General features: G+C 57.1%; 24 protein-coding genes and 1 riboswitch. Of the genes, 14 read left to right on the top strand and 10 right to left on the bottom strand.

From position 1 onward, the window contains the following. Positions 1-3: 3 nt before the first annotated feature. Positions 4-492 (bottom strand): energy coupling factor transporter S component ThiW, encoded by a 489-nt coding sequence (gene thiW, locus ACKQTC_RS06265; RefSeq protein ID WP_408977579.1) that lies wholly within the window; start codon positions 490-492, stop codon positions 4-6. Positions 493-544: 52 nt separating this feature from the next. Beyond that, a riboswitch (TPP riboswitch) is annotated at positions 545-638 on the bottom strand. Between the two features lie 136 nt (positions 639-774). Here thiW and ACKQTC_RS06260 point away from each other — a divergent pair. Both ACKQTC_RS06260 and ACKQTC_RS06255 read left to right on the top strand, forming a co-directional pair. Then, the gene (locus tag ACKQTC_RS06260; protein ID WP_408977578.1) at positions 775-1,668 is read left to right on the top strand and encodes a DMT family transporter; all 894 of its coding nucleotides are present in this window, start codon (positions 775-777) and stop codon (positions 1,666-1,668) included. Between the two features lie 88 nt (positions 1,669-1,756). Beyond that, complete coding sequence (locus tag ACKQTC_RS06255) at positions 1,757-2,284, top strand: biotin transporter BioY (protein ID WP_408977577.1); 528 nt, start codon at positions 1,757-1,759, stop codon at positions 2,282-2,284. Between the two features lie 214 nt (positions 2,285-2,498). On the opposite strand, the gene ACKQTC_RS06250 is transcribed toward ACKQTC_RS06255, so the two are convergent. From ACKQTC_RS06250 to ACKQTC_RS06215, 8 genes are all read right to left on the bottom strand, one after another. Continuing rightward, positions 2,499-3,686 carry an aminotransferase-like domain-containing protein gene (locus tag ACKQTC_RS06250; RefSeq protein WP_408977576.1) on the bottom strand — a complete coding sequence of 396 codons (1,188 nt, stop codon included), beginning with the start codon at positions 3,684-3,686 and terminating at the stop codon, positions 2,499-2,501. Between the two features lie 92 nt (positions 3,687-3,778). Continuing rightward, entirely contained in the window at positions 3,779-5,158 is a 1,380-nt protein-coding gene (brnQ, locus tag ACKQTC_RS06245; RefSeq protein ID WP_408977575.1) for a branched-chain amino acid transport system II carrier protein, read from the bottom strand. 228 nt (positions 5,159-5,386) lie between these two features. Beyond that, positions 5,387-5,872 carry a ferritin-like domain-containing protein gene (locus ACKQTC_RS06240; protein ID WP_408977574.1) on the bottom strand — a complete coding sequence of 162 codons (486 nt, stop codon included), beginning with the start codon at positions 5,870-5,872 and terminating at the stop codon, positions 5,387-5,389. Beyond that, on the bottom strand, positions 5,869-6,438 hold the full coding sequence (locus tag ACKQTC_RS06235) for a 2-oxoacid:acceptor oxidoreductase family protein (RefSeq protein ID WP_408977573.1): 570 nt from the start codon (positions 6,436-6,438) through the stop codon (positions 5,869-5,871). The genes ACKQTC_RS06240 and ACKQTC_RS06235 overlap by 4 nt, the downstream gene beginning before the upstream one ends. A gap of 1 nt (position 6,439) precedes the next feature. Beyond that, a complete protein-coding gene (locus ACKQTC_RS06230; RefSeq protein WP_408977572.1) occupies positions 6,440-7,201 on the bottom strand; it encodes a thiamine pyrophosphate-dependent enzyme in 762 nt (253 codons plus the stop codon). Beyond that, positions 7,201-8,262 carry a 3-methyl-2-oxobutanoate dehydrogenase subunit VorB gene (locus tag ACKQTC_RS06225; RefSeq protein WP_408977649.1) on the bottom strand — a complete coding sequence of 354 codons (1,062 nt, stop codon included), beginning with the start codon at positions 8,260-8,262 and terminating at the stop codon, positions 7,201-7,203. Before ACKQTC_RS06225 ends, ACKQTC_RS06230 begins: the two co-directional genes overlap by 1 nt. 7 nt (positions 8,263-8,269) lie before the next feature. Beyond that, complete coding sequence (locus ACKQTC_RS06220; RefSeq protein WP_408977571.1) at positions 8,270-8,494, bottom strand: 4Fe-4S dicluster domain-containing protein; 225 nt, start codon at positions 8,492-8,494, stop codon at positions 8,270-8,272. A gap of 30 nt (positions 8,495-8,524) precedes the next feature. Further along, entirely contained in the window at positions 8,525-9,208 is a 684-nt protein-coding gene (locus tag ACKQTC_RS06215; RefSeq protein ID WP_408977570.1) for an ATP-binding protein, read from the bottom strand. A 744-nt stretch (positions 9,209-9,952) separates the two neighbouring features. Here ACKQTC_RS06215 and cls point away from each other — a divergent pair. The 3 genes from cls (at position 9,953) to ACKQTC_RS06200 (ending at position 13,482) form a co-directional block, all read left to right on the top strand. Further along, positions 9,953-11,500: a cardiolipin synthase gene (gene cls, locus ACKQTC_RS06210; RefSeq protein WP_408977569.1), complete on the top strand. Its 1,548-nt coding sequence runs from the start codon at positions 9,953-9,955 to the stop codon at positions 11,498-11,500. 127 nt (positions 11,501-11,627) lie between these two features. Continuing rightward, positions 11,628-12,608: a DMT family transporter gene (locus ACKQTC_RS06205; RefSeq protein WP_408977568.1), complete on the top strand. Its 981-nt coding sequence runs from the start codon at positions 11,628-11,630 to the stop codon at positions 12,606-12,608. 79 nt (positions 12,609-12,687) lie between these two features. Continuing rightward, positions 12,688-13,482: a PhzF family phenazine biosynthesis protein gene (locus ACKQTC_RS06200; RefSeq protein ID WP_408977567.1), complete on the top strand. Its 795-nt coding sequence runs from the start codon at positions 12,688-12,690 to the stop codon at positions 13,480-13,482. A gap of 50 nt (positions 13,483-13,532) precedes the next feature. Here ACKQTC_RS06200 and ACKQTC_RS06195 read toward each other — a convergent pair whose 3' ends face one another. Continuing rightward, complete coding sequence (locus ACKQTC_RS06195; RefSeq protein WP_408977566.1) at positions 13,533-14,396, bottom strand: hypothetical protein; 864 nt, start codon at positions 14,394-14,396, stop codon at positions 13,533-13,535. A gap of 222 nt (positions 14,397-14,618) precedes the next feature. Between ACKQTC_RS06195 and ACKQTC_RS06190 the strand changes: the two genes are divergently transcribed. From ACKQTC_RS06190 to ACKQTC_RS06150, 9 genes are all read left to right on the top strand, one after another. Then, the gene (locus ACKQTC_RS06190; RefSeq protein ID WP_408977565.1) at positions 14,619-16,124 is read left to right on the top strand and encodes a hypothetical protein; all 1,506 of its coding nucleotides are present in this window, start codon (positions 14,619-14,621) and stop codon (positions 16,122-16,124) included. 9 nt (positions 16,125-16,133) lie between these two features. Further along, complete coding sequence (locus ACKQTC_RS06185) at positions 16,134-16,775, top strand: helix-hairpin-helix domain-containing protein (protein ID WP_408977564.1); 642 nt, start codon at positions 16,134-16,136, stop codon at positions 16,773-16,775. Between the two features lie 32 nt (positions 16,776-16,807). Continuing rightward, on the top strand, positions 16,808-19,030 hold the full coding sequence (locus tag ACKQTC_RS06180) for a DNA internalization-related competence protein ComEC/Rec2 (protein ID WP_408977563.1): 2,223 nt from the start codon (positions 16,808-16,810) through the stop codon (positions 19,028-19,030). A 90-nt stretch (positions 19,031-19,120) separates the two neighbouring features. Next, a complete protein-coding gene (locus tag ACKQTC_RS06175) occupies positions 19,121-20,527 on the top strand; it encodes a D-alanyl-D-alanine carboxypeptidase family protein (RefSeq protein WP_408977562.1) in 1,407 nt (468 codons plus the stop codon). Beyond that, positions 20,524-21,525 carry a DNA polymerase III subunit delta gene (gene holA / locus ACKQTC_RS06170; protein ID WP_408977561.1) on the top strand — a complete coding sequence of 334 codons (1,002 nt, stop codon included), beginning with the start codon at positions 20,524-20,526 and terminating at the stop codon, positions 21,523-21,525. Before ACKQTC_RS06175 ends, holA begins: the two co-directional genes overlap by 4 nt. Positions 21,526-21,662: 137 nt before the next feature. Then, positions 21,663-21,926, top strand: a complete 264-nt coding sequence (rpsT, locus tag ACKQTC_RS06165) for a 30S ribosomal protein S20 (RefSeq protein ID WP_408977560.1) — start codon at positions 21,663-21,665, stop codon at positions 21,924-21,926. 98 nt (positions 21,927-22,024) lie between these two features. After that, complete coding sequence (locus ACKQTC_RS06160; protein ID WP_408977559.1) at positions 22,025-22,993, top strand: hypothetical protein; 969 nt, start codon at positions 22,025-22,027, stop codon at positions 22,991-22,993. A 140-nt stretch (positions 22,994-23,133) separates the two neighbouring features. Beyond that, a complete protein-coding gene (locus ACKQTC_RS06155) occupies positions 23,134-23,706 on the top strand; it encodes a TetR/AcrR family transcriptional regulator (protein WP_408977558.1) in 573 nt (190 codons plus the stop codon). Beyond that, complete coding sequence (locus ACKQTC_RS06150) at positions 23,687-24,115, top strand: hypothetical protein (protein WP_408977557.1); 429 nt, start codon at positions 23,687-23,689, stop codon at positions 24,113-24,115. The genes ACKQTC_RS06155 and ACKQTC_RS06150 overlap by 20 nt, the downstream gene beginning before the upstream one ends. Positions 24,116-24,202: the final 87 nt, after the last annotated feature.

Here is a 24,202-nt window from a genome sequence, read left to right as displayed (position 1 = left end):
TGTCTACCTTTTATCCAATAAACCCCGCTTTTCCAGGGCCTTTAAGAGGACCCCGGCAATGGCCGCTCCCACGAGGGAGGAGACAAAAAAGCTGGGCAAAAAGACGAAGAGGGTCATTTCCTTGCCCATGAGGGGCACAGCGATGAGGCCAGCTAAGATGGCCCCGAGAATGCCCGTCCCTAAAACTTCCCCACAGACGGTCAGGCTGATTTTTTTGAACCGCTGGTAGGCCAGGCCCGCCAGGAGGGCCCCAACCATACTGCCCGGAAAGGCGAAGATGGACCCCATGCCCGTCATATTCCGGATGACCGAGGTGACAAAGGCACAGGCCAGGGCATAGCCGGGGCCCAGCCAGACCGCTGCAATTACATTCATCAGGTGCTGGACCGGGGCCACCTTGGCCACCCCGATGGGAAAGACAATAAGGGCGTTGAAAATCACACTCAGGGCAATAAAAAAGCCAGCCGTTACCAATTTCCTTGTTCGATTCATCGGTTTCCTTCCTTTCTAAAATAAAAAGCGCCTACAAGCTGTAGGCGCTCAAAAAACAGTCATGTCACTTCCCTACGCTGGTCTCAGCCAGATCAGGTTCAAAGAGTGCTTTCTCAGTCTTTCTCAAGACGCCCCTAGTGTTGCTGTATAGTATAGCATACCTTATCTATTAAAGGCTAGCCCTGATGGCAAAATCCTCGGTCGAAAGTGACCGACCCCGGGCCGGTGGCCTGCTTGACGGTCTCTGAAATTGTGGCTAAAATGAGCCCAGGAGGGGATCAGATGGGAACAAGTGACAAGCAAGCCCTGGTCATGGGGACGGTTTACTGCGTCATCGGCGGTATCTGCTGGGGGATTTCCGGCACCACCGCCGAGTACCTCATGGCCCACAAGGGCCTCTCGGCCGATTGGATTTCTGTCCTACGCATGCTCCTGGGCGGGGGGATTATCCTCCTCTATGCCTTTAAGGGCCAGGGCCTGGGGATTTTTGCCCTTTGGCGGCACCTGCCCAGCGTCCTCCGGCTCCTGGCCTTCGGCTTTATCGGCATGAACCTGGCCCAGTATGCCTATGTCCTGGCCATTGAGGCCTCGAATGCCGGGACGGCCACCATGCTCCAGTACACCGGCCCCATCGGGGTCCTCCTCTACCAGTGCCTAATCGCCCGGCGCTGGCCGACGGGCCGGGAGCTGGCCGCCATTATCCTGGCGGTCACCGGGACCTTCTTTATTGCTACCCACGGGTCCATCGGTTCCCTATCCCTGTCGCCGGCGGCCCTCTTTTGGGGCCTCCTGGCCGCCCTGGGGCTCATTATTAACTTCATCACCTCTGAGCCCCTGATTCATCGCTGGGGGAATGCCACCGCCACCGGGAGTGCCCTGGTCCTGGCCGGCATCCTCCTGTCCCTAATGAAAAACCCCTGGCAGGCAGCAGTTAACTGGGACCTGGGCGTCTTCCTGGGCTGCCTGGTCCTGGTCCTGGTGGGGACCATCGGGGCCTTTATCATCTTTATGCAGGGCCTGGTCATGGTCGGATCGGTTCGGGCCTCAATGCTGGCCTCAACCGAGCCCCTTTCAGCGGCCATTTGCTCGGCGGTCTTCTTAGGGACGGTCTTTACGGACATGGATATTTTAGGCTTTGCCTGTATCATGGCTACCATCTTCCTCCTGGCCAAGTAGATAAAAGTTATTGTCAACCATTAAAAATAAAAAGGTTGACAATAGACCCGCCGCCGGCGTATACTAATGCCACTAAGGAGGGGTGGTAATGACTGCTCAAAAAATAAAAACAAGAGATATGACCTTCATAGCTGTGTTTGCAGCGGTACTGGCTGTATTATCCCAACTGGCGATTCCCATGCCGTCAGGGGTACCGATTACCCTGCAAACCTTTGCCCTGGCCCTTATCGGCTATACCCTGGGGGCCAAACGGGGGGCTATAGCGGTCCTGGTTTACTTATTATTAGGGGCTGTAGGTGTCCCGGTATTTGCCAACTTTAAAGCCGGAGCCGCCGCCCTCTTGGGGCCGACCGGGGGCTTCTTATGGGCCTTCTGGCTGGCTGCCTTATTCTGCGGCCTTAAAAGAGACGCCGGCCCCCTGCCGGCTCTGGCCAGCGGCTTTTTGGGCCTTTTGGTCCTTTACGCCGCCGGGGTCTTCCAATTCATCCTCTTGACCGGCAATGGCCTGGTCGAAGCGGTCCTCATGTGCGTGGCCCCCTTCGTCATTAAAGACGTCCTGAGCATTGTCCTGGGCTACTTCCTGGCCCAACAAATCCGTCGGCGCCTGCCCCTGTAAGCGGGCGGCCGGCGGCCAAAAATCGATAAGCCAGGAGGCGGGTGAGAAGGCCTTATCCTTCTCACCCGCCTTTTTTATGCCGACCGCTGGCGGTCCGTCACCAGGCGTCTACCTGCCGATTACCGGGTTCGGTTACATACAAAGAAAAAGTCCCTTCTCGTATTGAGGAGGGACTTTTAGCTATGGGATTTTAGGTCCTTGAGGGGCCTTGGTCTTATTTCATTTCAGCCTTGATGACTTCTGCCAACCGCTTAACCCCTTCGACGATCTTTTCTTCGTCCATGCAGGAGTAGTTGCAACGGAAGCAGTTTTCGCGGATATTGTCAGCGAAGAAGGCACCGCCCGGTACATAGGCGACCTTCTTGTCAATGGCCTTAACAGCCAGGTCACGGGCATTCATATAGTCCGGCAGTTCAACCCAGAGGAAGAGGCCCCCTTCAGGGTTGGTGAAGGTGACGCCTTCAGGGAAGTATTCCTTCATGGCGTCAACCATGACATTTTTACGTTTGCCGTAGACGTCGATGATCTTCTGGATATGGGCTTCCAGGTCATTGTCGTCCAGCCACTGGGCTAATTCCATCTGGGAGATGGTAGAGGTTTGGAGGTCGGCGCCCTGTTTGATTTTGTTGAACTTGTCTAAGATTTCAGGGGCGGCGCAGAACCAGCCTAAGCGGATCCCGGGGGAGAAGACCTTGGAGAAGGTCCCCATGAAGACGACCCGGCCTTCGGTATCCAGAGACTTCAGAGAAGGCTGGATTTCCCCTTCGAACCGTAATTCCCCGTAGGGGTTGTCTTCCAGGATGGCTACATCATACTTGTTGGCTAATTCGATGAGTTTTTCCCGGCGGTCCATGGTCCAGGTTTTGCCGGAGGGATTTTGGAAGTCGGAAATAACGTAGATGAATTTCACCCGGTCATTATTTTTGAGCCGGTCTTCCAGCTGGTCCATCTTCATGCCATTGTCGTCCAATTCAACTTCCAGGAAGGAGGGTTCATAGGCCTTGAAGGCGTTTAAGGCGCCCAGGTAGGTGGGGCTTTCGACGATGATTTGGTCACCGGGGTCGATAAAGGCCTTGGCCATAAAGTCTAAGCCCTGTTGGGACCCGGATAAAATCAGGAAGTCGTCCGGTTTCGCGTCTTTCACGCCAACCTTGTTCATCCGTTGGACGATGTGCTTGCGGAGGGGTTCATAGCCTTCAGTCGGGCCGTATTGGAGGGCCTGTTGGCCTCTTTCGTCTAAGACCTTATTGACAGCTTCCTTCCACTCCTTGACCGGGAAAAGCTCCGGGGCCGGGAGGCCACCTGCAAAAGAGATGATTTCCGGTTTAGCGGTCAGGGCTAAAAGTTCACGAATTTCCGATGCCTTCATGTTGTCCATGCGCTTTGCAAATTTAAGTGCCATAACGTTAAGACTCCTTTCAATCGTCTGTCGGACAGTATCTTTTATAAAAAGAGGCAAATGACTTTGCCTCTTTCCGATCTACAGTTAGGTGATTACTTGGTGCCTTCTTCGAAGTAAACCAGTTCGGTCATTTCCTGGTCAACCCGTTTACGCGGTAAGAAGCTGGCGATGACGGCTAAGACGATAACCGGGATGACCCAGGCTAAGCCGAAGCTGTCCAGGGGAATCCGGCTCTTGAAGGCCACTAAGCTGTCAATGAAGCTGGATTCAAAGCCGAAGCCGCCTTGCAAGGTCGCCAGGGCGTCGATGATAGAAATTAAGAAAGCGCCGATGATGCCGCCGGTGTAGGCGTTTTTGTTCGGGATAAACTTATCAAAGGCGGTAAAGATCAAGAGGACGATCAGGACCGGGTACATTAAATAGAGGACCGGTACAGCGGCGTTGATGATCCAGGTAACGCCCATGATGGAGACCAGGAAGGAGAAACCGGTGGTGACTAGGACCAGCATCCGGTAGCTTAATTTACCATTGGAGAGCTTATTGAAGTACTGGGCACAGGTGGTAACGAGCCCAACAGCCGTGGTCAGGCAGGCCAGGGAAACGGCTAAAGCCAAGAGGCCGGCACCGATGGGCCCCCAGCTGGTGGCCACGCCGGAGAAGATCTCTTGAACGATTTGGATCAGCATTTGCGGACGGGTAACATCTTCCGGGAAGGTCATGGTGCCGGAAGCGGAAGCACCGGCATAGAGCAGGCCGCCGTAAACAATGGCCAGGAGACCGGCAGCGATGATCCCACAGTAAATGGTTAGGTTCAGCTGGTCCTTTAAGGTGTTATAGCCCCGGCTGACGATAGAAGCTAAGGCCGTCCCGCAGAACATGGTAGCAGCCAAGGCGTCCAGGGTTTGGTAACCTTCAGTGAAACTGCCGGCAAAGTTGTAAACGTTTTCGCCAGTTAATTCAACAGGGGCACCAATGGGTCTAATAACAGCTAGAATAACGATGGAGAACAAGGTAATCATCAAAAAGGGTGTTAGGAACTTACCGATATAGTCAATAACTTTAGCACTGTTGATACAGAAGAAAATAACTAGGCCAAAGAAGACTAAGCTGGTAACAATCGGCGGCAGGTTGGGTGCAAACTGCATAACGCCGACTTCGTGGGTGGTGGCTGCGGTCCGTGGAATAGCGAAGCAGGGCCCAATGGCTAAGATAATAGCCACCCCAAGGACGATGGAGAAGCCCCGACCGACATACCGGCCCAGGGTCATGACGTTACCGCCGGATTTCATGGTAGAGTAGACCCCTAAGAAGGGTAAACCTACCCCGGTAAGAATAAAGCCAAATAAGTTGATGGGCCAGGCCGTCCCGGAGTTAAAGCCTAGGTAGGGCGGGAAGATTAAGTTCCCGGCGCCCAAGAACATGGCAAATAATGCAAAACCTACAATAATGACGTCTTTTGTTTTCTTGTTCATACAATTTCCCCTCTTTTCAGTGATATAGGCTGTGTTTGCCCATTGCCGGCATAGTTGCCTTATGACCTATAACAAGAAGCTGGGAGAGGCCTCTTAGAGATAGGTGTGTTATATAATAGCAAAAAGAATCGCGCCTGTCGAGCCTTTTAGCAAAAAGAGTTAACAATTGTCAAAATCTCGAGGGCGCGATCACTTTATCTGATTATATTCTAGGGTAGCACAGGAGGATTAGCAGGGAGAGAAGCCTTGGTCAGCCCACCATTCTTTCTTATGAATGTCATACTGGGTAGCAAATTGGTCTAAGTGCACTTGTTCCCACTTGATGAGTTCGTCAAAAACTTTTTTAGCCTTAGGATCATCGACTTTCTTTTTAGCATCTTCATAAAAGGCGATGGAGTCGCGTTCCATCTGCATACCAACGCTAAAGACAGAAAGAGCTAGGTTTAGGCTTTGTTTGTCCAATTTACCCCAGCTGTAAATTTCCGGGGAAGGAACATTAGCGCTTAAGGCTTCATCGACAGTAATATCGCCGCCGGCCACTTCATCGCTAAAGCGTTTCAGGTAGTCAATATGGGCCAGCTCTTCTTCAGCCAGCTTATTGAGGGCTTCTACAGCCTCAGGGGTGGTGTTTTGGGTAGCGGCCATCCGATAAAACTGGGCGCCTTCCACTTCATTTAAGATGGCCTGGTTGATAATATCTTTGATGTCAGTCATTTTGCCCCCTCCATTTCAGCATGCTGTTCTTGAACAGTTTTAATGCCAGCGTCCATGGCCCGACGGTTCATGTCAAAGAATTTAGCCTTCCGTTCACCAAAAACATGCATATAGGCATCCTTGACAGCTTCATCAGTAAGGAGCTTACTGTAGCCCAGGTAGGCCCCGAGCATAACCATGTTGGAAGCCTTGGTATTGCCGATATCATTCCGGGCAATATCCGTAACCGGGATGTAGAAGACCTTCACATCTGTCCGATCTACCTTGGTGTCAATTAAGGAGGAGTTGACGAAGATAACCCCGCCGGGGACAACAGTCGGTACAAATTTTTCTAAAGACGGTTTATTCATGGCAATGAGGACGCCGGGTGCCGTAACGTTTGGTGATCCCACCGGCTTGTCCGATAGGATGACCGAGCAGTTGGCTGCGCCCCCGCGCATTTCAGGGCCGTAAGACGGTAGGTAGGAGCATTCATAGTTATCTACCATGCCGCCATAGGTGAGCATCTGGCCAATGGCCATAACGCCCTGGCCACCAAAACCGGCACATAAGATACGTTCTTCCATATTATAAGCCCTCCCCGTTTCTTAAGTTGCCAAGCGGATAGTAAGGCATCATTTCTTCTTCCACCCGTTTTAGGGCATCCACAGGGGTTAAGCCCCAGTTGGTCGGGCAGGTAGACAGGACTTCAACAAGCCCGAAGCCGTTACCTTCCAGCTGGTTCTTGAAGCAGTTCATAATGGCCCGTTTAGCCTTACGGACATTGGCCGGGTTATTGACAGCGACCCGTTCAACAAACCGTGCCCCGTCAATGGTGGCCAGCATTTCAGCAATCCGGATCGGTTTCCCGCAGTGGGCCTGGTCGCGGCCCAGGGGGCTGGTCGTGGTGACCTGGCCCACTAAGGTGGTCGGGGCCATTTGTCCGCCGGTCATCCCATAAATCCCGTTATTGATAAAGATGGTGCTGAAGTGTTCGCCCCGGTGAGCGGCTTGAACGATTTCAGCCGTCCCGATGGAGGCCAAGTCCCCGTCCCCCTGGTAGGTGAAGACGAAGTTATCCGGGCGGGTTCTCTTAATGCCTGTGGCTACAGCCGGTGCCCGGCCGTGAGCGGCTTCGTGCATGTCGCAGTTAAAGTACTTGTAGGCTAAGACAGCGCAGCCAACCGGGGCCACACCGACAGCCTTTCCTAAGACGCCAAGTTCCACTAAGCATTCTGCAACCAGTTTGTGTACCACACCGTGGGTGCAGCCCGGGCAGTAGTGGAGGACGGCGTCAGTCAGACCCTTGCTTTTTTTATAGACAATGTTGTCTTGTGTCATCGTTGACATTATTTCGTCCCTCCCACAATCTTTTTGACCTCGTCGACAATTTCTTCGATAGACGGAATAGCCCCGCCCTGGCGACCGTAGAAGTGAACCGGCCATCTGCCGTTAGAAGCAATCTTGACGTCATCGAGCATTTGCCCGGTGTTCATTTCTACAACTAAGAGGTTCTTAGTTGTGTCATCAATTTCTTCAAAGGCTTGGAAGGGGTAAGGCCAAATGGAAATCGGGCGAATCAGGCCCACCTTAATGCCTTCGTCGGCCAGTTGCTGCATGGCAGACTTACAAATCCGGCTGACCGTCCCATAAGCGCAGAGGACGATTTCGGCCCCTTCCAGGTCCTGGGTTTCATAACGAACTTCATTTCTGGTGACTTCCGCATATTTTTCCTGTAAGTGTTTGTTGTGGGCTTCCAGGCCTTCAACGTCCAGGTAGAGGGAGTTGATGATGTTCGGTTCCCGTTTTTCTTCGGTACCGGTCGTTGCCCAGGGCTTTTCGATGGCCTTTTGGTCGCGGGTTTTAATGTCGACCGGTTCCATCATTTGCCCGAGCATCCCATCCCCGATGATCATAACCGGGTTCCGGTACTTATCGGCAATGTCGAAACTTTCGCCGATGAGGTCAACCATCTCCTGGAGGTTGGCCGGGGCGAAGGAGATCAGGCGATAGTCCCCGTTACCGCCGCCGCGGGTGGCAATATAGTAGTCAGTCTGGGAAGGCTGAATCCCACCGAGACCGGGGCCCCCACGCATCATGTTGATAATTAAGCAGGGGAGTTCGGCGCCTGCAATGTAGGAAATCCCTTCCTGCATGAGGGCCATCCCCGGGCTGGAGGAAGAGGTCATAACCCGCGCGCCGGCGCCGGCAGCCCCGTAAACCATATTAATAGAAGCCACTTCGGATTCCGCCTGCAGGTAAACCCCGCCGACCTTGGGTAGTTCCCGGGAGAAATACTCGGGCACTTCACTCTGAGGGGTGATTGGATAGCCGAAGAAGTATTTACAGCCAGCGGCAATGGCCGCAGCTGCCAAGGCTTCATTCCCTTTCATTAGTGTTTTTGCCATAATTTACCTCCTACTGAACTCTTTCAACAGTGATGATTGAGTCTGGGCACATGATTGCACAGCTGGCACAGGCGATGCACTTGTCCGGCTCGACACAAACGGCCGGGCTGTAGCCCTTGTCGTTGATGACGGACGTGTCCAGGGCTAAAATGCCCACGGGACATGATGCCACGCAGACGCCACACCCCTTGCACAGGTTAGAATCGAATGTGACCTTTCCTTTTGGTTTTGCCATTTGATTACCTCCAATTGCCTCTTGGCATATTTATAGCATCCAATCTGCGCGCATGAAAATCTTTAGAGGAAAGACCTCGCCATCTAAATTTTCAGGCAATTTATCGCAGATTTCAGAGCGACAAGCAATGTAACGAATGGGAATATCGTACTTATCCCGGATGGCCTCGCAAAGTTCCTGGCCATATAAGATATCCTGGACGGTTGTTTCCTTGAGCAGGTGGGTGGTATTGACCAGGGCACTGACCGGCATCCGGGCCAGACGGGCAATATCCTGCATAAAGACTTCAGTATCCTTCAGGTTACTCGTTTCAGGCCGGTGGCGGTTGACAACAAATAATAATTCCGCACTGCGCCCTTCCAGGACATCGCGGTAATACCCGAGCACACGTGCACCGACAGGGTTTCCACCTAAATCGACCACCACCTGGTAGGCTGCATCCTGGAGCGGCATCTGGATATTGGCGGCCAGGGCCGGTAAGTCGACCTGACTGCCCTTTACTGAACTGCCAAAGACCTGGATATCATGCGCTGCCAGCATATCTTCATACTCACGACTACGGAAATATAGGTTGACAATGTCCAAGTCCACGATGGCCACCTTTTGGTGGTCTTGACGGAGGCGGAGGGCATAATTCAGAGCAAACTCTGTTTTACCGCTGCCGTAATGACCGCTAATCAGGTGGATCCGTGCTTGACCTTGCTTATTTTCCATGGCGGTCCCCCTTTCAAGAGGTTGAATAATGCGATAATTTAGATATCTTTTACCTTTATAATATCTCAATTAAGGGCTTAAATCAACAATTGGTGAAGATGAAAAACAGGGAATACGTAAAACTCTCAGATAAAATGAATGCAAAGACATAAATAATATACAACGAATAGATATTATAATACAGTTTCCGGGAAAATTTAAACAAGTTTTTAAGGACCTGGTTCAGGGGTTCATAATATACAAAAAAAGTTAAGAAATAGCGGAAAAAAGTTATTTTTATCGGGGTTTAGGGGCCCCCTTGCCCCCGGATAGGGGTATTTTTGATCTGTAAAGGTATTGTATAACAATTATGAGAAAACTTGCACAATTACCCACACATAGACTAATTTAGCCAATAAAATAATAAATGTTTCATGCAAATAAGAACAAAAAAGGATATATAAGCAAAACTAATAGATGTGATTAAAGTCCTGACTGGCCGGTTAACATGACTTTGCTGAGTATGAAATAAGCGGTCTATAGCCGATTTTTAGGCCGAGCCCTTTTACGTATTAAAAGACTGGCGGCCCCGGACAATATATATTACCTTCCGCTTACATCTTCAAATGGATAGCCCCGCCCGATTGGGGGCCTTGTGAAAGAGCCTTGTCACCCCTGGCCTTATTTCATATAATAGAGTTATAACCTTTTGTAGAGGTCTTTTGTAGAAATGCTTTGAAGAAGCCTTAAAAAGGAGGGCGTCCAGTGTCTAAAATCAATACCAGTAAGCCAAAAGAGGTTATCATGAAGCCGGTTGGCATTATGGCCATCCTTCTGGTTTTACAGATTTTATTGATATTTGCAGGGTATTACCTCCTGCGCAGTTACCTGGAAGTTGCGACAGCTGTCTGGTATGCCCTGGCCATTAGCCTGGTCATTTACCTGCTGAATAAACATCAAAACCCGGCCTATCAAATCGCCTGGGTCATTATCATGTGTCTGATGCCCATCTTTGGGGGGCTCTTTTTCCTGGTCATCCAGCTCATCCCCGGGACCCGCCGCCTGGCGGAACGGGTGACCTGGCGGGTACGGGCTACGTCCAACTTCCTGCCCCAAAACAAGGCCGCCGTTGAAAGCCTGCGAGAGCACAGTGCCCGCTTTGCCGGCCTGGCCGACTATCTCTTTAAGGTTGGCGTCCACCCCACCTACACGGATACCCGGACCCGTTACTATCCCCTGGGGGACGATGCCTTCCCGGCCATGCTCGAGGACCTGGAAAAGGCGGAAGAGTACATCTTCATGGAGTTCTTCATCGTTGCGGAGGGAAAATTCTGGGATGCCCTCTTTGAGGTCTTGAAGCGTAAGGCTGCCGAGGGGGTCACCGTCCGCTTTATGTATGACGGGACCAATATGTTCTCCCTGCCCAAGGGCTTCCAGCGGAAGATCATTGATGCCGGTATCAACTGCCGGATTTTCTCCCCCCTCCAGCCGGTTTTTTCCACCTACCAGAACAACCGGGACCACCGGAAAATCCTGGTTATTGACGGCAAGGTCGGCTACACCGGGGGGATTAACCTGGCCGATGAGTACATCAATGAAAAAGAACGGTTCGGCCACTGGAAGGATACGGTCATCCGTTTGGAAGGGGATGCTGTCCAGTCCCTCCAGGCCATTTTCCTCCAGCTCTGGCATGTAGAAGAGGAGGACCGGACTGATTACGCCCGCTGGCTGGACCGGAAGCCCCACGTCCTGCCGGTCGATGAGCCCAACTGGGTCATCCCCTATGCGGACGCCCCGGAGGACGGGGCTATCCTGGCCCAGCATGTCTACATGCACATCCTGAACATGGCCACCCGCTATGTTCATATTATGACCCCTTATTTAATTTTGGACTATGAGATGGTCCAGGCCCTGATCTTTGCCGCTCGGCGGGGGGTAGACGTGGCCATCCTCATGCCCCATGTGCCGGACAAGAAGATTCCCTTTTACATTGCCCGCAGCTTTTATCCGGAGCTGATCCGCCATGGGGTCCGGATTTTAGAATACGAACCGGGTTTTGTCCACGCCAAGACCTTTGTCTCTGACGACTGCCTGGCGGTGGTAGGGACCATCAACCTGGACTACCGGTCCCTCTACCTCCACTTTGAAAACGGGGTCCTGGTCTATAACGATGAATTTGCTGCCCAGGTCGAGGCTGACTTCCAGGCTTCTGCCCAAGTCAGCCACCAGATGACCATCGATGACTACAATATGACCCCCTGGCACCACCGGGCCATTGGCCGGGTGATGCGGATTTTCGGGCCCCTCATGTAGAGGGCCGGGCCGCTGTTTACCGGGGATTATGCCGCCAGACCGCCTCAGGGCGGTCTTTTTTCTTTGCCTTGACTTTTACCGCCGCCGGCGTTATAACGGGGTGGAAGAAAGAAGGGAATAGCTAAAAATGAAAAAAGGAATCTTTTATATGCTGCTGGCAGCGCTCCTCTTCAGTTCGATGGAGATTGCCCTCAAGATGACGGGTACCAGCTACCAGCCCCTACAATTGAATGCCCTGCGCTTTTTAATCGGGGGGCTGATCCTCCTCCCCTTGGCCCACCGGCAGAATCGGGACCTGCCCCGCTGCCTGCCGCTCTGGGAGTATGCCTTTTACGGGCTCACGGGTTTTGTTTGTATTGTCCTCTCCATGACCGTTTACCTCCTGTCCATCCGTTATACGGATGCCTCGACAGTGGCGGTCATCTTCAGTTGTAATGCCTTTTTTGCGGTGCTCTTTTCCGCCGCCTTCCTCCGCCAGCCGGTGAGTCGGGCCACGAGCCTGGGCCTGGCCATTGCCTTTACCGGCCTCTTTATCCTCATGGACCCCCTCCACATGGGCGGGGACGCCCTGGGGATTTTCCTGGCCATCGGGTCGGCCATCCTCTTTGCCATTTATGCGGTCCTGGTCAAGCTGGGCCAGGGCAAGAGTGCCTACCATGGCCTCATTCCGACGGCCTACACCTTCCTCCTGGGGACCGCTGAGCTCTTAGTTCTCATGGGCCTGACCCACCTGGCCCCGGTGGGCGATTTTCTGACCGGCTTGGGCCTGGAGGCCTTCGTCAAGGTCCCCTTTTTCGCCGGCATCAGCCTGGCCGGCCTGCCCCTCCTGCTCTATATTTCTATCTTTGTCACCGGCCTCGGCTTTGCCGCCTATGGCCTGGCTATTGAGCATGGGTCGGTAACGGTGGCCTCCATTGCCTTCCTTATTAAGCCGGTCCTGGCCCCGGTTCTCTGCTACTTTATTTTAGGGGAAGAGGAGGGCCTCCTGGCCATCCTGGGGATTATCATCGTCGCCGTCGGTTCCCTGGTCATTACCCTGGAAAGTTTCCGGGCTGGCCGGTCGGCCACCCGGCGGACAAGCCTGGCCCGGGAAAAGGCCCTCGACTAAGACCGCTGCCTTTTAAAAGGCCCGGCTCCATGGGTAAGTAGTGAGCAAAGCCCCGACGTTTATCTTAGGAGGGATTGCTATGCAACAGTTTATCGTAGATGCCTTTACTGACCAGGTCTTTAAAGGGAACCCGGCGGCGGTTTGCCTGCCGGACCGGCCCCTGACCGATGAAACCATGTTAAACATCGCTGCTGAAAACAAGTTGTCCGAAACGGCCTTCCTGACCGAAGAAGCAGGCGGCTACCGCCTGCGCTGGTTCACCCCGGAAGCGGAAATAGACCTCTGCGGCCATGCCACCCTGGCCACTGCCTTTGTGGTCCTGACCATCCTGACTCCGGACAAGGATGAGGTGGCCTTTCAAACCCAAAGCGGGACCCTGACCGTCCGCCGGGAGGATGGCTTCTTCTGGATGGACTTTCCGGCCTATGACCTGACCGAGGTCCCGGTAACAGACCAGATGGCCGAGGCCCTGGGCGTCCGCCCGACCAAGGCCTACCTGGGTAGGGACCTCCTTTGCCGGCTGGACCGGGAAGAGGAGGTCCGCGACCTGATCCCGGACCAGGATAAACTGGCTGACCTGGACGGGCTCCTGGTCCATGTGACCGCCCGGGGAGAGGATTATGACATGGTCTCCCGGTCCTTCGGACCTAAGATTGGCATTGCGGAAGACCCGGTCTGCGGGTCCGGCCACTGCCATATTTTCCCCTACTGGGCCGGGGCCCTGGACCAAACGGCCTTCAAGGGCTACCAGGCCTCAGCCCGCGGTGGCGAAATCGATGGCCGCCTGGTCGGTGACCGGGTCCAGCTCGGTGGGCAGGCAGCCCTCTTTTCCCGAAGCGACATTTTCCTCCCGGATGATGAGCGTGACGAATAAAGCATCAAAAAAAACCGCCCTTCGGCTCAACTTGCCCAAGGGCGGGTTTTTTAATGGCCAAAACCGCCAGCTGCTGCATAGATGGCGCAGTCAGCGGATAGGTTCCCGATAAAGTAGCATAAGTCGCCGGGCTGGGCCTGCCGGTGGTCAAGGCTTTCCGGGCTGGCCCAGAGGGTGAGTCCGCCAAAAAAGGTATTCAGCTGGATGGCACAGGCGAAGGGGGCTCCGTTCAGGTGCAGGTCTTCTAGGTAGCGGACCTGGCCGCAGCCAACCACATAATTCTCCCGTCGGTCCACCCGGTCAGCGGCCCAGTGGGCCTCATGGTCAATGACATAGTCGCCGTCCTCGGTGGTGGTCCGGTTCATGGCAAAGGCCGGGGCCACAATGAGCCCGGGCATGACCGGGAGGCCATCGGTTTGGACCAGGGTCTTCAGGTATTCCTTCTCGGTCCGGAAGAGGTCCAGGGACTTGGCCAGGAGGCACATTTGGGCGGAAAAGGGTTCTATCTGGGCCTCCGGCGTCAGGACATGCCGGGTGGGCACATCCACCGGCAGGACCACCTGGACATGGGGGGTAAAGAGGCCCATGATCATGGTGGCCACATGGGCCTCGGGCAGGTCCTGGACAGCGGCATACTGGGGCAGGAGCTCCCAGACCGAGGGCCCGTTCATATGGGCGTGGTAGCTGGGCAGGGCCCCGCTGCCTTCCGGCCGGTAGATAATGATATCAATAAGGTCATGGGCCACCGGCAGGCTGACCAGGTCATACCGGCCCTGCCAGGCGGCCAGGCTGTGGTAGCGGTTGTCCGGGTACTGCCAGAGGGCCTCAAAGGCTGCCGGGTCGTGGTGGAGGTAGAAGGTGTCATCCCGCTTGCCCGGGAGCGAAGCGTTAAAGAGCTGGGGGTAAAATGCCATGGCGGTCTCCTTTCTGCCGGCCTTACTAGACGAGCGCCGCGCCAATAGGTATACTTAAGATAATCTTACACCACCGGGCCGGACCGGGCCATCTCTGTCCCGTCCCGGGCGGTGGCTTTATTATAAGGATACGGCAGCGAATATACAAGGGCCGGGTCAGGGATCCTCCCACCCGGCGACGATAAACCGGCCCGGGTGGCGGTGTGGCCGGAGGAGGTTACAATGAAAAAAACCGGAACAGCATGCTTGCTGGCCATCTTGCTCCTGACCAGCGCATGCCAGAACAGTCTCTACCGGGACGACCAGGTCTACATGGTCAACCGGGGGGAGACCAATAAAGACGAATTGGTGAGCGTCATTACCGCTGACGGGCCCCAGCCCTTTAAGGACGATGCCCTCTTAGGGGTGACGCCGGCCCCCAATGAAGTGCCTATTTATATAGATGAAAATGCCCAGGTCATGTGGCTCTTTCGGGCCGATTCCAACCCCATGGGCCTCGAATCCACCGGGATTCTGGCCCCGCCCACCGCCTGGGGTACCCTCTTTATAGAAGACCTCCAAACCGGGACCCGGTCTGTTTTAGACAGCTATGTGCCGGCCCCGGACCAGGTCCGGGTCAACCGGGCCACCGGCCGCCTCTACTGGCTGGCCGGCGGTCAGCTCTACACCGGAGACCTCCGCCGCAAGAGCCTGGATGGCCCGGCGGATATGACCAGCCCCACCCGGTTGGCTGACCTTTTCATTTCCCCCTCGGAATCCAGCAAGCTCTACATGACCCCCCAGGGCCGGGGCACCTTTGCCTATTACCCGGATACCGGCCGGAGCGTTCCCCTGTATGAAATGCAGGAGCGGATTTACGACATGGCCCCCCTGAGCAAGACCTACTTTTACGCCAACCAATGGCGGCAGGAAGAAAAGGACCTGGAAAAGGGCCTCTGGACTGTTATTGCCGATAACCGTCGGGAGGCAGTTCGGGTCCTGGGCCGGGGCAGCTACCTGGATGCCTATGGCACCGGCGTCCTCATCCTGGGCGACCAGCGCTTTGGCCTGACCCTGGTGACCGACTTCAATGCCCCGGAAAAGGCCCTTAAAATCACCGACCAATACGTCTACCAGGCCGGTTTTTTTGCCGATGGCGGCATTTATTGGATTGGGGATAACGGCATCCAGCAGGCTGCCAAGCCCGATAACGATGCCTACCTCTGCCATATCCTGGCCCCGGATGGCCACGAGCAGAAGCGGCTGACCCTATCCGGTGCCGGCCTCCTGGTCGACCCGACCGGCAAAAGGGCCCAGTGTGCCGGACCGGCCGCCGAACAGGTGGACCTGACCACCGGCAGCCTGGTTACCGAAAAAACCTGGCAGAGCCCCTGGCTCTACGCCCCCCTGGGCCTGGAAAAGGCCCTGGCCGATACCGTCCGCTACTTTGGTGACGGCCTCCTGGGCGACCCGGCGGCCCTGGCCAGCCTCCAGGACCTGGCCGGCACAGACCTGGTTAAGCAGACCATGGCCGACCAGTGCGATACCGACAAGCCCCTGGCGGCCAACCGTCACGTGGAAGGCAGTTGGGCAGAGGGGGTCATCAACCCGGTCTCCGGCCTGGCTGAAGGCAACCTCCAGCTGGTGGCCACAGACGATGCCGGCCGCAGTGAATGGCGGAAGGTTGCCATCCGCTACCAGCTCTTTGCCGGCCAGTGGCGGATCATCCGTTTCTCTGTCACAGACTAGGAGGGGACCATGGAGAAGTTTTTCAATTGGCTGGATGACCATGGCGGTCGACAGACCTGGGCCCTGGTCATCCTGGCCCTGGTGTTCGCCGGGGCCTGGTTTTGGCAGCAGGGCCCCACGCGCGAAGACCGCCTGCCGGTCGTTGCCGATAACGCCAAGCTCATCAAGACCGATCGCCCGGATGAATTTGAGGCCCTGGATGAGGACAAGGACAAGCCCACCGAGGCCACTGTCCACGTCAGCGGGGCCGTGGCCAAGCCCGGCGTCTACACCCTTTCGGCGGATGCCCGGGTCAATGACGCCATCCAAGTGGCCGGCGGCCCCCTGCCCGAGGCCGACCTGGATGCCCTTAACCTGGCCCAGCCCCTCATCGACGGGACCAAAATCGCCGTCCCCCGCCAGGGAGAAACGCCCCCGGCCCCGGCACCCGGTACCGTCGGCACCGGGTCAACCGGAGCCGGGGCGGTGAGCATCAACGCCGCCTCTGTGGAAGAATTGCAACAACTGCCCGGCGTCGGCCCGGCCAAGGCCCAGGCCATTGTGGCCTACCGGGAGGCCCATGGCGGCTTCCGGGCCCTGGAAGAATTAAAAGAAGTCTCCGGCATTGGCGAAAAAACCTACGAACGCCTGGCGGCTGATATCCAACTCTAGTACACTGACGACCCAGCATCGGGGGTGATAGCATGTGGCATCTGAAAAGGACCGGCGCCTGGCTGGCCCTGGCCTTTATCATCGGCCGCCTCCTGGTGGCCGGCGTCTACTGGCCCCTCCTGGCGGTCCCCCTCCTCCTTTGGGCCTGCCGACCGGCCCGGTGGGCCTTGCCCCTGGCCGTCATCATCGCCTTGGTCGGCGGCCTCTGGGGCCAGGGGGCGGTCGCCCTGCCCCCGGTGCCCCTGGATACCGGCCAGGAAGTCCTCCTGACCGCCCAGGTGGTCAAAAGCACCCCGACTCGCCAGCTGGTCCAAGTGGACCGGGTCGATGACCGGCCCCTGGATGACCCCTTCCGGGTCTCCCTCCGCCGGGCCTACGGGGATGAAGACCTTCTCCGCCGGGGCCAGCGGATCCGGGTGGCCGCCAGCCTGGAATCCCCCGGCCAAAGACGGGCCCCGGGCGGCTTTGATGAGGCCCAATACCTCCATGGTCAGGGGGCCTTTGCTGTGGCCCGGGCCAAGGAAGCGGTCCGGGCCCTGCCCCCGGCGGATACCCTGCCCGACCGGGTGACCCGGTATATGCAGACCAGCCTGGATGACCGGCTCTCCCCGGAAGGGGCCGCCCTGAGCCGGGCCATCCTCCTGGGGGAAACCGCCGGCCTCCACCCGGACTTTTACCACCGGGCCCAGCTCTTGGGCATGGTCCATGTCTTTGCGGTGAGCGGCCTCCATGTGGGGATGATTCTGGGCCTCATTATGGCCATCCTGCACCTTTTGCAAGTGGCCTCGCCCTGGGCCAAGCTCCTCCTGGCCGCCCCGCTTTTGATCGGCTATGCCCTCATGGTTGGGGCCCCGCCATCGGCCATCCGGGCGGTGGTCATGGCTATGGTAGCCCTTCTGGCCCTGGGCAGCTACCGCTATGGGGACCCGCCCAGCATCCTGGCCTATGCCGGCCTGGCCCTGGTCCTCATGGACCCCTTTTGCCTCTGGCAAATCGGCTTCCAGCTGTCCTTTACCGTAACCGCCGGCCTGCTCTTATTCATCCGGCCCCTTCAGCGCCTGCTGGCCCCCCTGCCACCGGCTTTAAGCAGTGCCCTGGCTGTGGCCCTGGCCGCCGAACTGGCCGGGGCGCCTCTCCTGGCCTATTACTTCAACCTCTGGACCCCCTTATCCGTCCTGGCCAATGTCCTCTTTGTGCCGATAGTCGGGGTCCTGGTGCCCCTGGTCCTTTTGGGCCTTTTAGCCGGCCCCCTCCTGCCGCCCTTATCCTTATTCCTATTTTGGCTGGCAGACCGGCTGGCAGCCCTCCTCATTTGGCTGGTCCAGGTCCCCGGGGCCTGGCTGGCCGACCGGCACGTGAACATCGGCGCCCCTGGCTTTAAGATGGTCCTTTTGGCCTACGCCTTGCTCATCCTGGGCTTGATTGTCAGCCACCGGCTCAAGGCCATCGACTGGCGCCACCGGGTCCTGGCCCTGGCCCTGCCGGCGGTTATGGTGGCCCTCCTCTGGGCCCCGGTCCGGGATGACCTCAGCTGCCTGGTCCTGGATGTGGGCCAGGGGTCCTGCGCCTTCTGGCAGAGCCCCGCTGGCACCCGGCTCCTTCTGGATACCGGCCCCGGCACCGATGGGGCAGCCGCCGCCATGCGGGCCCTGGGCGTCAACCGCCTGGACGGGGTCATCTTGAGCCATGGCGACAGCGACCACATCAATGGCCTGGCCCGGCTCCTCGATGACGTCCGGGTGGACCGGCTCTTTATCCCCGCGCCTTTAATGAAGGAAGAGGCCCTGCAAGCCCTGGCCCCCCGCCTGACTGATACGGCCCTGGTCCCGGTGGCCGACCGGGAAAGGCTCAGCCTCAAGGACCTGGCCCTCCGCCTGACCCTCCTGAATAGCGGCGAAGACGAGGCCAATGCCAACCAGCTCGCCGCCCACCTGGCAGACGGTCGCCTCTCCCTGGCCGCCCCCGGTGACAGCCCGGCCGATAGCCTGGCCCACTGGGACCGGCCCGCGGCCGATATCTTCCTGGTTCCCCACCATGGCAGCCGCTATAGCCTGGACCCGGCCGACCTCCGGGCCCACCGGCCCCAGCTGGCCTGCTGCAGCGCCGGCCCCCACAACCGCTACGGCCACCCCCATCCCCAGGTCCGGGCCGCCTACCGCCGAGCCGAGATCCCCTTTTACCTGACCGCCGAGGCCGGCAGCCTCTACATTTTCCGGATGCCGGAAGGCCTGGAAGTCCACACCCCCTATGCCTAAAAAGACCGGCCCCGGTCTTGCCTATGGATATTCTTATAAAAAAGCGGTATAATGATAAAAAAATCCAACCCTGTGTCAAGGAGTGATCGAATGAAGAAGAAGCTTGTAGCCCTATGGCTCCTGCTATCCCTTGTGGCCGGCATCCTGCCGCCGGCAGCCCATGCCGATGTCCTCAAAGAAGGCCTGCCTGAAGTGGCCGGGGCCTCTTACGTGGTCATGGACGGCGATAGCCATGAAGTCCTGTTTGGTAAAAAATACGACCAAACCTTTGACCCCCAAAGCCTGGTCCAAATGATGACCGCTGTCCTCATCATCGAAAAGGGCAACTTAAAAGATACCGTCACCGCCCCGGAAATGCCGGCCGCCATCAATTCCGGCAATACCGTCTTCTTGCGGAAAAATGAAGAATTCAAGCTCTCCCGGCTCCTGGAAGCCATCTTGGTCTACAATGCCAATGACGCCGCCTATGCCGCAGCTGTCCACATTGGCGGGTCCGAGGAAAAATTCCTGGCCATGATGAATGCCCGGGCCAAGGAACTGGGCATGAACAGCACCGAATTCAAGAGTGTTTACGGTGGCGCCAAGGGGCAAAAGAGTACCGCCCACGACATGGCCCTCCTGGCCGCCAAGGCCTCCAGCCTGAAAAAATACGTCGAATACACCCTCAAGCCCACCATGAACTGGAATGGCGAAATGTTCGCCCATGACAATATCCCCAATGCCAATGGCTTCCAACAAATCATGGAAGACGGCATTGGCCTCAAACTCTCCAATGAAAAGGGCAGCAAGGAAGACAAGCTCCACCTGGCTGCCAGCTATACCCATGGCGGCCGGACCGTCATTGCTGTCGTAGCCGGTGCCGAAAGCGAAGCGGGCCTTTATGTCGATATCGAAAACCTGCTCACCTTCGGCATGGAAAACACCAAGAGCATGAAGCTCATCAGCAAGGACACCCCCCTGGCCACCCTGACCCTGGCCGGTGACCAGAAACTCCGGGTCGCCGCCCAAAAGGACGTCAGCGTCACCACCGTCTCCAGCAACAGCCTCCGACCGGATGTCGCCACCGTCCTCAATAAAATCGACCTCCCCATCAAAAAAGGGGACGTCGTCGGGGAAGCCAAGGTCGGTGAGGGGAGCAAGGCCACCGGCGTCCCTCTGGTCGCCCTGGATGACGTGAAAAAACCCTTCGACTGGTGGAAGTGCCTGGCCATTGTCCTATTATTAGCCCTTTTGGCCCTGGTCATTATCCGCCTCTACGCCCTGAGCCGCCGGCGGCCCAACCCGCCCAGCCAACCCAAGAGACCCAAGCAGGGACAAAAACGCCGGCCCCCGACCCGGGCCCTGAAAAGTGCCCAGCCGGCCCAGCCCAGCCTGCCTCACAACCCCTCCCAGGGGTCTGACCGGGGCCGGCGCGGCCTGGAAGACCGGGTGCGGAAGGAGCAAAACCGCCGCACCACCTACACCATCCACCGGGAATACCCGGGTGATGACCGATGAAGGCCCTCGCTGTCTTCTACGGTGACGACGCTTACGCCTTAGACACAGGCATTGACAACTATATCCAAGGGGCGCTCCCGGCAGAGGTGCGCCCCTTTAATTTTGAAACCCTGGGCCCGGATACCGGGGCCGCCGCCGTCATCCTAGCCGCCGCCACCCTGCCCTTTGCCGCCGACCGGCGGCTGACCTTGGTCAAAAACCCCGCCTTTGCCCTGGAAAAGCGCCCCGGCGGCCACCTGACCGAGGACCAAAAGGCCCTCTTGGCCTACCTGGATAACCCCAACCCGGTCCATGGCCTCATCTTCCGCCTGGAAACCGACGCCGCCCCCGGCAAGTTCCTCAAAGCCCTGGCCGAAAAAGCCGACTGGCACGACTGCACCAAACCCAAGCCCGATAGCCTCCACCGGGCCGCCCGGGACCGCCTCAAAGCCGTCGGCAAAAGCCTGGACTACGAGGCCGATGCCCTCCTTTTCCAGGCCGCCCGGGGCTGGACCGCCGCCACCCTCCAGGCCGAGCTGGACAAGGTTCTTCTCTATTACGTCGACAAGGACAAGCTTACCGCCCAGGACCTGGCCCGGGTCTTTTCCAAAAGCGTCCAGACCACCATCTTTACCCTCCTGGATGCCGCCATGACCGGCCAAACCGCCCAGGCCCTGGCCGCCTATGACGACCTCCTGGCCACCGGCGAAATGAAGTCCGCCCCCCAGGTCCTGGCCCGGCTCATCGACTCCACCCGGACCCTCCTGGCTGTCCAGGGCCTGCAGAGCGAGCACCGCACCCAGGCCGACATGGCCAAACGCCTGGGCAAGCACCCCTTCGTCATCAAAAAATCCCTGAGCCAGGCCCGGGGCATCCCCACCGACCTCTTAGTCGACCGGCTCAGCTACCTCCTGGACCAGGACATCCGGGCCAAGACCCTGACCGGCCTCGATGAAGAATCCCTCGTCCGGGAAACCCTTATCGCCATCACCAGCCGGCCAAGTGACCGAAAAAAATAGACCGGTCCCTTATGCCTGCAAACTTTTTCTTGTAGTCATAGCTTTCAAATGATATAATGAGGATTGTTACAATAAATGGTTCATGGCATCGGGCAAGCCCATGCTATTTGTAACCCAAGGCAAGGGAGGTGTTTTGCATGGCAAATCTTAAATCCGCTAAAAAACGTGCTAAAGTGGCTGACGTTCGCCGGGTGCGCAACAACAGCAAACTGACTGCTATGCGTACCGCGATCAAGAATTTTGACAAAGCCGTTGAAGCTCAAGATAAAGAGGCCGCTAAGGAAGCCATGGCCATTGCTGTCAAACGCATTGACCAAATCGGCTCCAAAGGGCTTTTACACAAAAACAACGTGGCCAACAAAAAATCCAGAATCGCAAAAGCTTTTAACAACATGGCGTAATCACGCTTGCTGTGCCACCTGTCGGTGGCTTTTTTTATAGCAGGCCTTAGCCTGCCGTCCCATGCCCATCAACTAGGTGAACCCTGAGGAGGAAAGAGATGTCAGACGATAAATACCGGCCCCATACCCAAATCCCGCCTGATGCGTCCGCATCCCAGGCTGAGGACCCGCGAGACGTCTCCCGGGCACCGGGGGCCATAGATGAAGAAGACCCATCCGAAGTCTATTTTACCGATAGCCCCCTGGACGAAAGCTTATTAGATGAAGGCGACGACTACGCCCCCACAGACGACCTGGATACCCCGGCCGACCCCTATCTGGAAGAGGCCCTGGCAGCCGATGACACGCCCGACCAGCCGGCCAGCCACCGCGACATCATCGCCGACGGCAGCCGGCCCCTAACGGAAAAACTCTCCGCCCTGGCCGATGAACTCATCGATGCCCCCAGCCCCCTCCTGCGTAAAGACAGCGTCATCATCGACCGGGCCTCAACCCTAGCCCTGGTCGAAGAGCTCCTGGCCTACTGCGAGTCTGAAGGCCCCGCTGCCGATGACAACCTCATGGACGCCCTTACCGCCGATGGCCACAAGGATGAGACCTACAAACCCCTACGCCGGGTCAAAGCCCGGGCCCAAGTCGTCATCGCCGAAGCCACCGTTCAAGCGGACAATATTGTTAACGATGCCCGCGTCCTGTCCAAGGAGCTCCTCCAGGATACCGAAGAGCAAATCAAAGCCCGCTACGATGAAGTCGACGCCGATATTAAAAGCAAGCTGGACGGGGCCCAAATCCTATCCCAACAGCGGCTCACCGAAGCCCGCACCGCCCTAACCAGCTCCCGCCAGCAGGCTGTTGATATCTTAAACCGCTACATGGATAAGGCCGAAGATGACTACCAGGGCTACTGGGTCCGGGCCGAAAAAACCCTCCAGGCCGCTCTGGAACAGTCCGACCTTGTCCTAGCCAAGGTCACCGACATCTTCGAGCGGGAAATGGACGTCATCAGCAAAGACCTGCAAACCATTGATGATATCTTAGAAGAACTTCAAATGAACCGGCCCAGATAAATCATCCGCCCATCGCCCAGCGATGGGCTTTTTCATGCCCTTTTTAAGCCGGGCTCTTTTCAGCGGTCCTGTGGCCTGCTATAATATAAAATGAACAACGTTCATTTTATGAAACTGCCGGCCCTAATGGAGGAATGCCCATGAACCGCCCCATTACATCTAAAGAAGCCCTCTTGACCACCGCCCGGGCCCTCACCGCCCAAGACGGTCTCTTAAAGTTGACCGTCAGAAAACTGGCCGGCGCCGCCGGCGTTTCCATCGGCACCGTCTACAACTACTTTCCTTCTAAAGAAGCCCTTATTGAAGCCGTCATCCGGTCCGTCTGGCTCCAAGTCTTCCATGGTCAAAACCAGCAGCAGCCTCAAGCCTTCCTGCCGGCCCTGGCCTGGGTCTACAGTCGGATGCAGGCTGCCCAGGCCCGGTACCCCGACCTCATGGCCGCCCATGACCACCGGACCATCATGGCCACCAGCCCCGGCCTTCAGGCCATGCACGCCCACATCCAAGCCGCCCTGGTCCGGACCCTGGAAGCCGACCCCCACTGGCCCGCCACCGCCGCCAAGACAGGCCTATCCCCGGACCAAGTCGTCCACTTTGCCCTGACCCACCTCAAATACGCCGCCAGTGACCACCGCGCTGATTGCCGGGACCTCCTGGCCATCCTGGCCGCCCTTTTAGAAAAGGAGGATCCCCATGCGTCCAGCCTTTACTAACCAGCAACTCCTCTTTATCGCCGGCCTGGTCTGGCTCATTGCCGGCCTAAATGTTCTTCGCATCGGCCTTAGGGCCTTTCCCGGCTATCTCAACTGCCCGGACGGCCTCCTGACCCTGGCCATCTTCTACGCCTTTATCCACTTTGTCTTTGGGCCCCTGGTCCGCAAAAACACCGCCCGTATTACCGCCTACCCAACCCTCCAGCCCTTTTACCGCTTCCTAGACCGTAAAGGCTTCATCGTCATGACCCTCATGATCAGCCTGGGCATTAGCCTCCGCCAGCTCCAGCTCCTACCGGATGTCTGCATCGCCGTCTTCTACAGCGGCCTGGGTGCCGCCCTCAGCCTGGCCGGCCTGCTCTTCTTCCGCCAGTACCGGCTAACCGGCCGGCAAGCCAAACCCTACTAAGCTAGACCCGCCTATCGCCCGGCGATAGGCTTTTTTTACAAAAAAGCAAAAAAGACCAGAAAAGCAGTTGACAGTCCTTGGGGACCG

The organism is Peptococcus simiae (genome assembly GCF_046097595.1).
In the GTDB taxonomy this organism is placed as follows: Bacteria; Bacillota; Peptococcia; order Peptococcales; family Peptococcaceae; genus Peptococcus; species Peptococcus simiae.
Note: the sequence above shows the minus strand (reverse complement) of the source record. Positions and strands in the feature narration are given on the sequence as shown.

Coding starts and splice junctions, on each gene's coding strand:
- rpsT (WP_408977560.1), top strand. CDS start 21,663: ATGGCAAATCTTAAATCCGCTAAAAAACGTGCTAAAGTGGCTGACGTT.
- thiW (WP_408977579.1), bottom strand. CDS start 492: ATGAATCGAACAAGGAAATTGGTAACGGCTGGCTTTTTTATTGCCCTG.
- ACKQTC_RS06235 (WP_408977573.1), bottom strand. CDS start 6,438: ATGGAAGAACGTATCTTATGTGCCGGTTTTGGTGGCCAGGGCGTTATG.
- ACKQTC_RS06150 (WP_408977557.1), top strand. CDS start 23,687: ATGCGTCCAGCCTTTACTAACCAGCAACTCCTCTTTATCGCCGGCCTG.
- ACKQTC_RS06175 (WP_408977562.1), top strand. CDS start 19,121: ATGAAGAAGAAGCTTGTAGCCCTATGGCTCCTGCTATCCCTTGTGGCC.
- ACKQTC_RS06180 (WP_408977563.1), top strand. CDS start 16,808: ATGTGGCATCTGAAAAGGACCGGCGCCTGGCTGGCCCTGGCCTTTATC.
- ACKQTC_RS06200 (WP_408977567.1), top strand. CDS start 12,688: ATGCAACAGTTTATCGTAGATGCCTTTACTGACCAGGTCTTTAAAGGG.
- ACKQTC_RS06160 (WP_408977559.1), top strand. CDS start 22,025: ATGTCAGACGATAAATACCGGCCCCATACCCAAATCCCGCCTGATGCG.
- holA (WP_408977561.1), top strand. CDS start 20,524: ATGAAGGCCCTCGCTGTCTTCTACGGTGACGACGCTTACGCCTTAGAC.
- ACKQTC_RS06185 (WP_408977564.1), top strand. CDS start 16,134: ATGGAGAAGTTTTTCAATTGGCTGGATGACCATGGCGGTCGACAGACC.
- ACKQTC_RS06190 (WP_408977565.1), top strand. CDS start 14,619: ATGAAAAAAACCGGAACAGCATGCTTGCTGGCCATCTTGCTCCTGACC.
- ACKQTC_RS06250 (WP_408977576.1), bottom strand. CDS start 3,686: ATGGCACTTAAATTTGCAAAGCGCATGGACAACATGAAGGCATCGGAA.
- ACKQTC_RS06205 (WP_408977568.1), top strand. CDS start 11,628: ATGAAAAAAGGAATCTTTTATATGCTGCTGGCAGCGCTCCTCTTCAGT.
- ACKQTC_RS06195 (WP_408977566.1), bottom strand. CDS start 14,396: ATGGCATTTTACCCCCAGCTCTTTAACGCTTCGCTCCCGGGCAAGCGG.
- ACKQTC_RS06155 (WP_408977558.1), top strand. CDS start 23,134: ATGAACCGCCCCATTACATCTAAAGAAGCCCTCTTGACCACCGCCCGG.
- ACKQTC_RS06230 (WP_408977572.1), bottom strand. CDS start 7,201: ATGTCAACGATGACACAAGACAACATTGTCTATAAAAAAAGCAAGGGT.
- ACKQTC_RS06260 (WP_408977578.1), top strand. CDS start 775: ATGGGAACAAGTGACAAGCAAGCCCTGGTCATGGGGACGGTTTACTGC.
- brnQ (WP_408977575.1), bottom strand. CDS start 5,158: ATGAACAAGAAAACAAAAGACGTCATTATTGTAGGTTTTGCATTATTT.
- ACKQTC_RS06255 (WP_408977577.1), top strand. CDS start 1,757: ATGACTGCTCAAAAAATAAAAACAAGAGATATGACCTTCATAGCTGTG.
- ACKQTC_RS06215 (WP_408977570.1), bottom strand. CDS start 9,208: ATGGAAAATAAGCAAGGTCAAGCACGGATCCACCTGATTAGCGGTCAT.
- ACKQTC_RS06220 (WP_408977571.1), bottom strand. CDS start 8,494: ATGGCAAAACCAAAAGGAAAGGTCACATTCGATTCTAACCTGTGCAAG.
- ACKQTC_RS06240 (WP_408977574.1), bottom strand. CDS start 5,872: ATGACTGACATCAAAGATATTATCAACCAGGCCATCTTAAATGAAGTG.